Origin of the sequence: Lactobacillus colini, assembly GCF_017874575.1 — a bacterium.
In the GTDB taxonomy this organism is placed as follows: Bacteria; Bacillota; Bacilli; order Lactobacillales; family Lactobacillaceae; genus Lactobacillus; species Lactobacillus colini.
The window spans coordinates 1-12,678 of sequence record NZ_JAGGLU010000013.1 but is presented as its reverse complement, the minus strand read 5'-3'; the positions used below and the strand labels follow the sequence as shown (position 1 = coordinate 12,678).

Below are 12,678 nucleotides of genomic sequence, written 5' to 3'. Positions count from 1 at the left end.
AATTATGTCACAAGAAAATTTGGAAAGGATTATTGCCCAACAAGCAACTACGATTCAAAACTTAACTGATGAAATCAAGCTCCTCCGTGAACAAGTAGCTTACTTAACACAAAAGCGTTACGGCAAATCTTCAGAACAAATGCCTTTGAATGGTCAAACCAGTTTATTTGATGAACCTGATGCTCAAGATGACGGAGAACGTCCCCGACGCCGCCGTTCAGACTATTACTTATAAAAGGAAAAAGCATAAAAGAAAGCGTGCCGACTTACTGGCAGCCCTTCCGGCTGAAGAAGTTCATCATGAATTAGGCGACAAGCATTGTCCTGATTGCCATTATGAACTCACTGAGATTGGCAAGCAGCCAGTTCGACAAGAATTATTGTTTATCCCAGCTCAGCTTAAAAGGCTAGATCATATCCAACATGCTTATAAATGCCAATACTGTAGCCAAAGAAATTTTAGCGATAAGATCATTAAAGCTGCAGTACCTAAGGCTCCTCTGAATCATGGCCTGGGTTCAGCTTCACTCATTGCTCATTCACTTTATCAAAAATATGAAATGAAAGTACCAGATTACCGCCAGGAAAGTTACTGGCGCAAGCTAGGTCTCGAAGTTTCCAGACAGCTGTTAAATTGCTGGAAATTGAAAAGCAGCGAATATTACTTTGAAGCAGTATATAATCTGCTTAAGCAAAAGCTGTTAGCGCGGCCGATCCTGCATGCCGATGAAACTTATTATACTGTTCTAGAAAGTGAAACGATCAAGACCTATTATTGGGTCTTCTTATCTGGCAAACATGATCGATACGGGATTACGCTGTATCATCATAATCCTTCCCGGAGTGGCCAAGTGGCACTTGATTTTTTAGGAAAGTATCCTGGTTACCTGCACTGTGATATGTGGCAGGCTTATGAACAATTGCCTAAAGCGACCTTAGTTGGCTGCTGGGCTCATGTTAGAAGAAAGTTTCATGAAGCCTGATTTTCTCTAATCGTACCAATTAAATCTTTTACATATTTGGTTGCCGGGTGATTTGCTACTTTATCTGGCGTATCAAATTGTTCAATCTGACCATGATTCATCACCATTACTCGATCGCCCAAATACAAAGCTTCATTGATGTCATGCGTAACGAAGAAAAAGGTTTTCTTAGCCAATTTTTGGTGTAAAGCTTTAACTTCGTGCTGCAGATTTTGCCTAGTAATGGCATCAAGCGCAGAAAAAGGTTCGTCAAATAACATCAACGGTGGATTAGTTGACAAAGCACGTGCCACACCAACACGCTGCTGCTGGCCGCCGGAAAGCTGAGTCGGATAGCGTTTAGCGTATTCTTCATTATCTAAACCGACAATTTCAAGCAAATCCTTAACCTTCAAATCAATTTTCTTTTGATCCCATCCGAGCAATTTAGGAGTTACGGCAATATTTTGACTAATAGTCATATGTGGAAAAAGACCAATTGATTGCACTACATAGCCAATATGGCGACGCAGTTCAACTAAATTGGCATTTTTTAAGTCTTCATTATTAACAATAATTTGACCAGCAGTTGGTGTTTCTAAGCCGTTTATCATTTTTAAAGTAGTGGTTTTCCCAGATCCTGATGAACCCAGGACTGTGATAAATTCACCTTCATTGATTGAAAATGATAGATCTTTGATTACTTCATTTTTGCCGAATTTTTTATTTACATGATTAAACTTGATAATTTCTTTGGTCATTGTTTTCCACCTTTTTAATAATAAAATCGAAAATAAGCATCGAAAGAAGTGATAATAATGCGACACTGACTCCACCAATTACAACATACTGCATCTTATATAATCCTAGACCGGTCATGATTAGATTACCTAAACCACCAGCTCCAATATATGCAGCTAAACTGGCACTGGCGATGACCTCAACTAGGGCTAACTTTATTCCGTTTAAAATATAAGGTAATGCCAATGGCAAAGATATCTGTTTTAATAGTTGAAAGTCACTCATGCCTAGAGAAAGGCCAACTTCGCTATAAACATCAGGGACTTCATTAAAACCTAAAATAATATTCACGACTAATGGTGGTAATGCTAAAACCACTAGGGCAATTAAGGCTGGCAATACACCAGTACCAATGTAGGGAATTAAAATAAATAAAAGAGCCAAGCTAGGGATAATTCTTAAAACTTGTGCAAAAGTCTGACAAAATACCGAAACTATCTTATTCTTAGAACCTAAATATCCTAGTGGAAAAGCAATAATTAAGGCAATAAATAAAGATAAAAAACTAATATACAAATGCTGTCCCACAGCTATCCAATATTCTCCAGAACTGGTTTGAAAATAGTTAATAATTTGCGTGATCACAATTTGTCCTTTCTAGCAAAAAAGGCTCAGCTTGTTAACTGAACCATTTTTACTAATAATTCTTTTTGACCCATTCAGCGGCAACTGTTTGGTAGCTCTTGCCATCAACGTCAACTTTCTTATTAAGCAAAGTCAATTCTTTGGTAGTCAACTTTTTGTCAAGCTTATTCAAGACTTTCTTGATACCAGGATTTTCTTTTAAAGTCTTATTGCGAACTAATGGCACTAAATTATAAGCAGGCCAGAAGTTTTTATCATCTTTTAAAGCAAAGAAATCTTTAGTGGCAAGTTGCCCTTCAGTAGTTGAAGCTGGAGTAATATCACCATCGCCACGTGCCAAAACCTTATACTTCAAACTTGGATCATAAACTTTTTCACTCTTAAAGTTAAACTTGCCATAAACTTTTTCAAGACCTGGGATACCATCTTCACGTTTATCAAATTCACCTTGTGAAGCAAACCGAATCTTATTTGCCTTCTTTTGTAAGTCACTAATTGTCTTGATACCGTACTTCTTAGCTACAGAAGTTCTAATGGCAATACCTTGTGCATCATTACCAGGTGCGTAAGCTAAAGTAGTAAGATTCTTCTTAGCAACTCCGTCTTTGGCAATTTTAGCGATTTGAGCAGGTGTTTTACCTACAATATGTGCCTTTAAGTATGCTAAAGCGATAGTTCCAGTATATTCAGGGTAAAGGTCAATTTGTCCAGAATTAATTGCCTTATAAACAACTGAGCTGGCAATATTGGGTTTAGTTTTAACGTTATAGCCTTCCTTCTTAAGTGCATCAGCCCAAATTTGCATAACGACTTTGCTTTCAGTAAAGTTCTTTGACCCAATAGTGATTGGCGTACTGGATTTTTTAACTGAAGTAGAATTGTTATTGCTTCCCTTAGGCCAAGCAAGTGCTGCAATAATTGCAACGATAATTACGATAATCCCAACGATTGACCATGTTTTCTTCTTATTGCTCATATTTCCTCCTGATGTAATAATACAAATTACACTTTTTTTGATTGCAAGAAACAATATATACCCTATAAATTGGATCGTCAATGATTTGATAAAATTATTTGTATCTTGTATAATTACAATGTAAAGAAAGTAGGTATTAGTATGAAAGTTTCAACTAGATTTAGCGATTCAATTCATCTTTTGGCTTTTGTTCATATCTTCCAAGGCAAGATGCCTCTAACTAGCGAAAATATTGCCGGAAGCATTGAAACCTCACCAGTGATGGTTCGTCGATTAATGGTAGATTTAAGAAGAGGTGGTTTGTTAGAAACTCGCCACGGTGCAGCCGATCCTAAAGTGTCTAAACCACTTGATCAAATTTCACTGTTAGATGTTTATCTAACTATTGAAAAAGATAAGCCACTATTTGAAATTGATCATAAAACTAATCCAGCTTGCCCTGTGGGTGGAAATATTCAGCCAACTTTAGCGGAATTTTATAATCAAGCCGAGACTGCCGCTAAGGCTAAATTAAATGAAATTACTTTAGCAGATGTAGTTGATACAATCTTGGTTAAACAAAAAGAAAAAGAGTATTTAAAGAAAGAGGATGAAAACAATGCGTAAAGCTGTCCCGGCACTCACCAACAATTTAACTAAAGACGAATTTTTGTCTCTAATTGTTGATAGTTTTCAATCTGTTGTTTTTGGTACGGTTGATAAAAATGGCGATCCTTTTACTAATGTTGCTGACATCGAATTAAAGGTTGAAGATAAATTGCTGTTTTCAACTACTTATCAAAAAGCTTTTTACCAACGTTTAAAGAATCATCCACGTATTTCAATTACAGCTTTAAAGGGAAACGAAACTTTGGATAGTGTCGGTTTTACCTTAAATGGTATTGCTGAAGAAGTTGATCAAAAATATTTAGACCAAATTTTTGCAACACACCCTGAAATGGAACAAATTTCTGCCAATCACTCTGAAAGAAAAGAAATTTTACGCGTATTTGCAATTACTCCTATTAACGGGTCTATCTATGATTTACGCCAACAACCAATTTTTCAGAAAGCTTACAAATTTTAATTAGAAATTAAAAATGACAATTAAAAAACCTCTCGCAGATTTGATGCGACCACAAACTTTATCGGAAATGGTCGGTCAAAAGCACTTATTAGCTCCTGGTAGGCCACTGTACGAGATAATTACTAAACACATTCCTATCAGTTTAATTCTTTGGGGTCCTCCTGGAACGGGCAAAACAACACTAGCTCAAGTAATGTCAAATACTTTGAAGGTTTCATTTGAGAAGTTCAATGCTTCATTTGAAAATAAAGCTCAATTACGAAAGCTAATCGAAAAGCATCCTAGTGAAAACTTTGTCCTATTGCTTGATGAGATCCATCGTTTGACTAAACCAGTTCAAGATTATCTTTTACCATATTTAGAAAATGGCAATGTTTTATTAGTTGGCACAACTACTGAAAACCCTGTTATGTCGATTGTTCCGGCAATTCGTTCTCGTTGTCAGATTTTTGAATTTAATCATTTAGCTAGTTCTGATATTGAACCAGTTTTGCAAAAAGCAGCTAAAACTTTTTTATCATTCTCTTTATCAGCTAAACAGGCACATTATATTGCTAACTACAGTAATGGCGATACTCGTGTAGCTTTAAATATATTAGAAACATTGAATGCCATGCATCCAGATGGTTTAACTGATAAAATTATTCAAGATTTTGCTAAACAGCAACACTTTTCAATGGATAAAGATGCAACTGAACATTATGATTATCTTTCTGCTTACTCTGATTCCCTTGAAGGATCGGATACCGATGCAGCTCTATATTATTTAGCAGTTATTCTAGAAGCTGGTGATCTTGAAACAGTAGTAAGACGAATCAAAGATGCAGTAGCGATTGATATTGGCTTAGCCTCTACTCAAACCATAAATACAATTATTAATCTTGCTAATACTGCTTTAGAAATTGGTTTGCCACGTGCTTCAACTCACTTAGCTCTAGCAACTATATTATTTTGTTTAAGTCCCAAAAGTGATGCGGCACTTCAAGCTTATGAACGATCTAAAAAAGATGCGGCTAATCCTGCTAATCATCTAATGCCAGACTATTTGCGAGATACGCACTATCAAGGTGCCACTGAAATTCGCAATGCTGGACAGATGTATAACATGTTTGATGAACCATTCCAAGTTGCTAAGCAAGCTTATCTTCCACAGGATTTGGTAGGACATCATTATTTTGTTCCAAGAGATACTGAGGGAGATCAAAGATATTACAAACGCTATCAAAAACTATTTGAATATATTTACGAGAAACCTTTTAAAGAAGGCAATACTGCTACAGTATTTGATCACAACTTCAAGAAGAAACATTAATTTGTTTTACAAATATGAAAAAGCAAAATTCCGTTTTTGATGGAACTTTGCTTTTTAATTTACTATGATTTGAGGACAAAAGTGGACACTAAAAAGTTAAATGTTTTGGATAAAATTGACCAAGTAATTAAAGAAACTGCTGACAATATTCACGATTATATTGACGATGCTCATGCATTTACAAGAACACGTAAACTTGACGCATTTAAGATGCTTAAAACTACTATCAATATGCAAGGAAACAGCTTAGACAAGGAGCTTTATGATGCCTTTTCAGATGCTGAAGATTTAGTATCCGCTTCAGCTTATGTCCAACAAAAAGCTAAATTATCACCAGCATGTTTTGAACATATTTTTCATGCCTTTAATCAAGAACAAAATGATTTACAGCTATTGAACGATAAATACCGTCTATTAGCTATCGACGGGTCTGATTTTAATCAGCCATGGAATCCAGACTCTCAAAATATTGTCAGCTCTTCTAAAAATAATGATTATAAAAAATATTGCCAAATTCACCTTAATGCAAGTTATTATGTGCTCAACAACACTTATCAAGATGCGGTACTACAACCCAAAAACAAAATTGACGAACGCACTGCAGCCATTAAAATGCTCAAAAGAAAACAATCAGGGCCAACTATTAGCACAATGGATCGAGGATATTTCAGCTTTAATCTAATTGAGAATTGTAATCGGATTAAAGATTGCTTTTATGTAATCAGAAGTAAAGTTGGCGAAGGAGCGATCAAAGAAATTAAAAGTTTACCCGCTCAAGAATGTGATCTTTGCTTAAATTGCAAGGTAACTTGCTCCGGCCATTACTATGAAACCCATAAAAATATAGAGACTATTCATAGAGTAAGTCACTATAAGAAGCAATATATCAAGCAAAGATCCAAAAACACTAGAGATGCAAATTGGGATTTTGAAGATATTTGCATTGTAAAGTTTAGAGTCTGTAAATTTAGAATTAATAATGCGGAATCCAGCAAAGAAGAATGGGAAGTATTAGTAACTAACCTTAGTCCCGAAGAATTTCCTCTGCAAAAAATGAAAGAGCTTTATCATCTTCGTTGGGGCATTGAGAGTTCATTTAGAAAATTAAAATACGATATCGGTAGTGTTCAGTTTCATTCAAAGCAGGATAAATTTATTGAAATGGAATTGTGGGCACATATAATTATGTTTAATATTGTCAGTCGGATCAATGCTCAAGTATGCATACCGCAAACGAAATCTAAGTATGATTATTTAATCAACTTTAAAATGTCATGCGTAGTCGTTCATAAAAGATATGGACTTTTCTCAAAGGTAAACTATGAGCGAATATTGATTGAAATTGGTTATTATGTTGTACCGGTGCGTCCAGGAAGAAAAGATCAGAGAAACCTTAAACCAAAGGGGCCAGTATACTTTATATATCGTGTAGCTTAGTTTGTATAGCTTAAAAATTTAGACATTTTAAGCTTATTTGATATGCTCGAAATTTCAATCTTAGAGACACAAAAACACTTACTTGATACTTTTATATCAAATAAGTGTTTTTTAATACATAGTTTACGTTGTCAAGATCTTAACTTAATGACATTGGTTTTATAGCTTGCAAGCCTTTTAATATGAGATCTTTTTAATTAGCAAAAAACTTCAAAATATCAGCTTCGGTTAACTTATCACGTTCGTGACCTACAGCATCTAAGACAACTTGACCATCTTTCAAGACAATAGTGCGATTGCCGTAGTGGAGTGCATCTTTAAGCTGGTGAGTAATCATGATGCAGGTTAACTTTTGTTCTCTAACAACTTGGTCGGTCAATTCTAGCAAGTCACGGCTAGTATTAGGATCAAGTGCTGCGGTATGTTCATCTAATAGAAGTAGGTCAGGGCGCTTAATTGTTGCCATTAAGAAGCTCAAGGTTTGCCTTTGACCACCAGATAAGTTACCGGCGAAGGTATTGAGCCGCTGGTTAAGCCCATTGGGCAATTTAGCAGTTTCTTTTTTGAATTTAGGAAGTTGCTTATCTAGGCCGCGTAAGTGCAGGCTACGTCTTTGACCGCGTTTAGTTGCTAATAATAAGTTCTCAGCTACGGTCATTCGCGGAGCTGTTCCCAGCTTAGGATCTTGGAAGACCTGTGCGATGAATTTAGCACGTTTGACTTCACTTAAGTTAGTGATATCTTTATCTTTTAAGTAGATACTACCTGAACTTGGAATAATTGATCCATTAATTACATTTAATAAAGTAGACTTGCCAGCACCGTTAGTTCCCAGTAAGGTTACAAAATCACCATCATTAAGCATTAAATTGATATTTTTAAGTATCTTCTTTTCGTCTTTAGTACCAGGATTTACGGTAGTTGAGATATTCTTTAGTTCTAAAATTGCCTTGTTCATGGCCTATCAGTCCCTTTCTTGATAGCTTTTCTTAAATGGAATTTCTTTTCTAATAATGGCAACATTAAGCAGATAGCGAGAATAATTGCTGAAAGAAGCTTGAAGTCATTAGTGCTAAAGCCCAGTTGAAGCACAATTAAGAGTACGAAGCGGTAAAGAATACTGCCAACTACGACTGCCACTAGGCGGGCAGTGAGGCTAATATCGCGATAAGCAACTTCGCTGATAATAATTGCAGCCAGTCCAATAACAATTGTTCCAATTCCCATATTGACATCAGCATAGCCACTGTTTTGGGCAATTAGACCACCACTTAAGCCGATTAGTCCGTTTGAGATCATTAGCCCCAGAATCTTCATATTGTCAGTATTAATTCCAAGTGAGCGGGCCATTTTTTCATTATCGCCAGTCGCGATAAAGCTCTGGCCTAGATCAGTATTTAAGAAGATAGCTACTAAAATTACTAACAAAATTGCAAATAATAACCCAACTACTACACTAGAGAAGCCATCTGGCAAATCAGTCAAAAACTTACTATTAAATAAAGTTTGATTATTTAGTAATCCTACATTAGCTTTACCCAGGACATGTAAATTAACCGAATAAATTCCGGTCATTGTTAAGATCCCAGCTAATAGGACTGGGATCTTGCCCTTAGTGTAGAGTAAGCCGCTAATAGCTCCAGTAACCATCCCCGCAATAAATGAAAGAATAGTAGCGAGAACAGGATTGACACCATGAACAATTGCACTAACACAAATTGCTGCTCCAAAAGGAAAGGTCCCCTCGACTGTCATATCCGCAATGTTCAAAATTCTAAATGTTAGATATAGTCCTAGACCAAGAATGCCCCAGAGTAAGCCTTGGCCGATTGTAGATGTAATAAGGCTCATTTAATGATACTTCCTTTCTTTTTAGCTTGGTTGATAATTGATTGTGGTATGTGAATGTTTAATTTTTGGGCTGCCTTTTCATTAACTACGGTAGCAAAGCTATTAACTGTTTCAACTGGCGTAGTTGCTGGATCTTGTCCCTTGAGAATCTTAGCTGCCATCTTACCAGTTAAGACCCCCATATCGAATTGGCTGACCGCGACTGTTGCAATTCCGCCGCTCTTTACCATTGAATCGACTGCGGGAAAGATAGGAATTTTGGCACTATTAGTTGCCTTAACCAGGCTAGAGAAGCCGGAAGCGACAGTATTATCAGTTGGTACATAAACAGCTTGCACTCTACCAGCCATGGTTTGAGCGACTTGTTCAATATCATTAGTTGATGTAATCGTGTAAGCATGGACATTTATACCATCCTTTTGGGCTAAAGATTTAAACTCTTTAAACTCAGAAGTTGAAGAATCATCACTAGAGGTGTAGACAACGCCGATGTCTTTAATATTGGGCATAAAGGTCTTAATTAGACTTAATTGTTGCTTGATAGGTTCGCGGTCCTTGACACCGGTAACTTTTCCGCCTGGCTGATTAAGCGATTTAACTAAGCCTGTTCCAGTTGGGTCACTGACAGCCCCCATGATTACCGGAGTCTTGCCTGGCTCGTTAGCTAATGACTGAACGGCTGGAGTGGCAATTCCAATCACGACCTTGGCGTTATGTTGCAGGAAGCGGTCACTCATTGATTTAAGATTACTTTGGTCGCCTTGAGCATTTTCAAATTCAATTTTGATATTTTTATTATTTGAATAGCCAGCCTGTTTTAAGCCGGAGATAATTCCGCGGTGAATTTCATCTAAGGAAGGGTGGCTCATAGTTTGTAAGATACCGACAGTCGGTGTAGCTAGGCTATCGTTTTTTTGCTTATTTTCTACAAAGAATGCGATCACTAGGAAGGTAAATAAGGCAATAATTGTTGCAATTAGTTTTTTCATGATTTTTTCTTTCTAAATTTAAATAAAAAAAGGACACCACCTGCTAAAACAGGTCGTGCCTCAAAAAAAAGCAAAACCCGCGCAGGTTCTTGAAATCTGTGCGGGTTTAAGTGATTGCTAAGAATTACCAGCACAGATATGACGGTTGGGTCATATCTGTTGCAACGCAAATCAGAAATAACCCCAGTGCTAGTTTTGCCACCAACTATTCATTTCTAACATTGCGTAAGTCATAGTAATTCTCCTTTCATAGTCTTATTAATTAAGATTATAAGTATTTCTTTAATGTTTTGTCAACTTTTATTTAAAATTCATTTGCTTTCTAATAGCAGTATACAGTGGCTTACCACCTAAAGTAGACAGTACAATATAGGCAATAAAGACAGTAATAATCATGGGAAGGACTTGTTCAACGGTGCCGATCATTTCTGTTAGTAGGATAATTGCTGTAATTGGCGCATGTAGGCAAGCGGCGAGATAAGCAGTCATTGAAACAACAATAATATTAGTATAAGTGTTTGGCGGAATTAAGCCTAGATGGATTAGGATAGTTGCCGCAATTAATCCTAATAAGGCTCCTAAGACCATAGTCGGCATAAAGATCCCACCGGGAACGGAGCTAGTAGATGATAGCATTGAAAAGATAAACCTAATTATTGCGAAGATAATCGGGATCAATAACCAAGTTAAATTACCTAATTCTTCAACTTGAACAATCTTAGGATTATGGAAGATAATGTCAATTAACATATGTGAGCCACCTAGAGAATGAGGGTAGATTAATCCAATTGGAATAATTAAGACCATAGGAATAATACTGTGGTAGATAGTTGGTATGACTTTAAGCTTACTAAAGAGCCATCTTGAATTTAATAATGACCATTGATAAACATAAGCTAAAATTCCAGCCGCCATTCCGACCAAGATTAATGACCAATATGAAGTAACAGGAAGATTATGGGTAATTGGCAGATAAAGACAAGGCTTGGTTCCGAAGAACAAAATAGTGACTAAGTCAGAGCAAGTAGCAGCTGCTAGGGCAGCTGTAATGATTTTAGACTTAAAAGAATGAGTAATTTCTTCGAATAAAAAGAATACTCCAGCTAAGGGCGCACTTACAGCTGCACTTAAGCCAGCCGCAATACCAGCGTAGATTAGAGTTGCCGCATCATTGTCTGATGCACGGTATAAATTTTGACTATAACCTTGAGCAATCATAGCGCCCATTTGGATACAAGGACCTTCTCTCCCTAGGAATAATCCCGGTGCCATTGCTAGTAAGCAACCAATAAACTTACGCCATAAAATTTGAAACCAAGGCATTTGGTTTTGTTTGGTTAACATGGCCTGCAGCTGCGGGATGCCTGAGCCAGATAGATTTTTAGGGTTATATTTGATGATTTTTCCTAATAAAAATACGACCAATAGGATAGATATAATGTAAGGAATCAGCAAAATTAAATGGTGTCGCAGATAAGGGTACAAGATATATAGCAAGCTGATGCTATGATCAATTAATAATCTAAAAATACTAACAACAATTCCGATAGTTAAACCGATAATACTTGCCTGCCAAATCAATTTGAAAGTATTTGAACTAAATGGCTGGTCTAATAATTTTTTGGCAGATGGCATGGTTATTTTTCCCTTTCTAGATAGTATTAAGTTTCACGTGTAACTATGATCTAAAAATGTTTAAAAATAGCGTAGAACTACTTTAAATATGAATACTTCAGTAATAATTTTTTCGATAAAATATGGTTGTAATTAATCAGATATGAGGTAAATAAAATGATGAGAACCAAGTTGATTGCAGTTGACATGGATGGCACTTTTTTAAGATCTGACAATACTTATGATAAAGCAAGATTTAAAGAAATCTATAGCAAATTGAAAGAAAAAGATATTCGTTTTACAGTTGCAAGTGGTAACCAATATTTTCAATTAAAAGACTTTTTTCCAGAATATTCAGATATTATCTACGTTTCTGAAAATGGTGCTTTGATTAGGGATAATAATCATATTTATAGTTTGCACGCTTATCCTGATGAAGCAGTTAATAAGATTGAACAATTCTTGGATAAACAAGATAGGTTACAATTCTTAGTTTGTGGAGCACAAAGTGCATACGAACCAAAAAAATTCGGTCAGGATTACTATAATAGAATGTATGTTTACTATCATCATCTAAAGCAAATTAATAATTTTGATGAAATTAACGATCAAATAGTTAAATTTGCGGTTCAATGTAATGATGAAGACACACAATACTTCATTGATTTATTTAAAAAAGAACTTGCTCCTTATGCGGATGTAACTAGTAGTGGTCATGGTGATATTGATATTATTCAGCCAGGTATTCATAAGGCTAATGGTCTAAAAGAATTAGGGAATATTTTAAATATTTCACTTAACGAGATGGCAGCCTTTGGCGATGGTAATAATGACTTAGAAATGATCAGAGAAGTTGGCGATGGAGTTGCTGTTGAGAATGCAAGCTCTGATGTCTTGAAAGCTGCTAAGCATATTACTGGCACTAATAATAGACAAGGAGTTTTAACATATATCGAAAAGAATATTTTGCAATAATAAAAAGACCAACAATGATATGAACCCTAAAATTAGGACATATTATTGATTTAGTTTTGATTTAAGATCACATTCCGATATTCCATCGGGGTGTGATTTTTTAGTATAGT

At 35.9% G+C, this 12,678-nt stretch carries 13 protein-coding genes and 1 pseudogene; 7 read left to right on the top strand and 7 right to left on the bottom strand.

The features are described from left to right. Positions 1–4 precede the first annotated feature (4 nt). Both J2Z60_RS09280 and tnpC read left to right on the top strand, forming a co-directional pair. Entirely contained in the window at positions 5–235 is a 231-nt protein-coding gene (locus J2Z60_RS09280) for a transposase (RefSeq protein ID WP_209687420.1), read from the top strand. Continuing rightward, positions 189–980 (top strand): annotated as a pseudogene (tnpC, locus tag J2Z60_RS09275) (IS66 family transposase); the annotation flags it as partial. The gene J2Z60_RS09280 and the pseudogene tnpC, both read left to right, overlap by 47 nt. On the opposite strand, the gene J2Z60_RS09270 reads toward tnpC, so the two are convergent. From J2Z60_RS09270 to J2Z60_RS09260, 3 genes are read right to left on the bottom strand one after another with little or no spacing between them, the layout of a single operon-like run. Beyond that, positions 971–1,723 (bottom strand): ABC transporter ATP-binding protein, encoded by a 753-nt coding sequence (locus tag J2Z60_RS09270; RefSeq protein ID WP_209687419.1) that lies wholly within the window; start codon positions 1,721–1,723, stop codon positions 971–973. The pseudogene tnpC and the gene J2Z60_RS09270 sit on opposite strands and share 10 nt — an antisense overlap. After that, positions 1,698–2,348, bottom strand: coding sequence for an ABC transporter permease (locus J2Z60_RS09265; RefSeq protein ID WP_209687418.1), 651 nt, complete (start codon positions 2,346–2,348; stop codon positions 1,698–1,700). Before J2Z60_RS09265 ends, J2Z60_RS09270 begins: the two co-directional genes overlap by 26 nt. A gap of 52 nt (positions 2,349–2,400) precedes the next feature. After that, positions 2,401–3,324 (bottom strand): glycine betaine ABC transporter substrate-binding protein, encoded by a 924-nt coding sequence (locus J2Z60_RS09260; RefSeq protein ID WP_209687417.1) that lies wholly within the window; start codon positions 3,322–3,324, stop codon positions 2,401–2,403. 141 nt (positions 3,325–3,465) lie between these two features. Here J2Z60_RS09260 and J2Z60_RS09255 point away from each other — a divergent pair, with 141 nt between their 5' ends. The 4 genes from J2Z60_RS09255 (at position 3,466) to J2Z60_RS09240 (ending at position 7,139) form a co-directional block, all read left to right on the top strand. Continuing rightward, positions 3,466–3,930, top strand: a complete 465-nt coding sequence (locus tag J2Z60_RS09255; protein WP_209687416.1) for an Rrf2 family transcriptional regulator — start codon at positions 3,466–3,468, stop codon at positions 3,928–3,930. Beyond that, positions 3,923–4,390 (top strand): pyridoxamine 5'-phosphate oxidase family protein, encoded by a 468-nt coding sequence (locus tag J2Z60_RS09250; protein ID WP_209687415.1) that lies wholly within the window; start codon positions 3,923–3,925, stop codon positions 4,388–4,390. The genes J2Z60_RS09255 and J2Z60_RS09250 overlap by 8 nt, the downstream gene beginning before the upstream one ends. Before the next feature lie 13 nt (positions 4,391–4,403). Continuing rightward, the gene (locus J2Z60_RS09245; protein WP_209687414.1) at positions 4,404–5,702 is read left to right on the top strand and encodes a replication-associated recombination protein A; all 1,299 of its coding nucleotides are present in this window, start codon (positions 4,404–4,406) and stop codon (positions 5,700–5,702) included. Positions 5,703–5,783: 81 nt separating this feature from the next. After that, positions 5,784–7,139, top strand: coding sequence for an IS4 family transposase (locus J2Z60_RS09240; protein WP_342590252.1), 1,356 nt, complete (start codon positions 5,784–5,786; stop codon positions 7,137–7,139). Between the two features lie 193 nt (positions 7,140–7,332). On the opposite strand, the gene J2Z60_RS09235 is transcribed toward J2Z60_RS09240, so the two are convergent. The 4 genes from J2Z60_RS09235 to J2Z60_RS09220 form a co-directional block, all read right to left on the bottom strand. Further along, the gene (locus J2Z60_RS09235) at positions 7,333–8,097 is read right to left on the bottom strand and encodes an ABC transporter ATP-binding protein (protein WP_209687413.1); all 765 of its coding nucleotides are present in this window, start codon (positions 8,095–8,097) and stop codon (positions 7,333–7,335) included. Then, on the bottom strand, positions 8,094–8,990 hold the full coding sequence (locus J2Z60_RS09230; protein ID WP_209687412.1) for an ABC transporter permease: 897 nt from the start codon (positions 8,988–8,990) through the stop codon (positions 8,094–8,096). The genes J2Z60_RS09235 and J2Z60_RS09230 overlap by 4 nt, the downstream gene beginning before the upstream one ends. Further along, on the bottom strand, positions 8,987–9,979 hold the full coding sequence (gene trpX / locus J2Z60_RS09225; protein ID WP_209687411.1) for a tryptophan ABC transporter substrate-binding protein: 993 nt from the start codon (positions 9,977–9,979) through the stop codon (positions 8,987–8,989). The genes J2Z60_RS09230 and trpX overlap by 4 nt, the downstream gene beginning before the upstream one ends. Before the next feature lie 300 nt (positions 9,980–10,279). Then, on the bottom strand, positions 10,280–11,614 hold the full coding sequence (locus tag J2Z60_RS09220) for a ClC family H(+)/Cl(-) exchange transporter (RefSeq protein WP_209687410.1): 1,335 nt from the start codon (positions 11,612–11,614) through the stop codon (positions 10,280–10,282). A gap of 156 nt (positions 11,615–11,770) precedes the next feature. Between J2Z60_RS09220 and J2Z60_RS09215 the strand changes: the two genes are divergently transcribed. Next, on the top strand, positions 11,771–12,568 hold the full coding sequence (locus J2Z60_RS09215; protein ID WP_245328788.1) for a Cof-type HAD-IIB family hydrolase: 798 nt from the start codon (positions 11,771–11,773) through the stop codon (positions 12,566–12,568). The last annotated feature ends 110 nt before the right edge of the window (positions 12,569–12,678 follow it).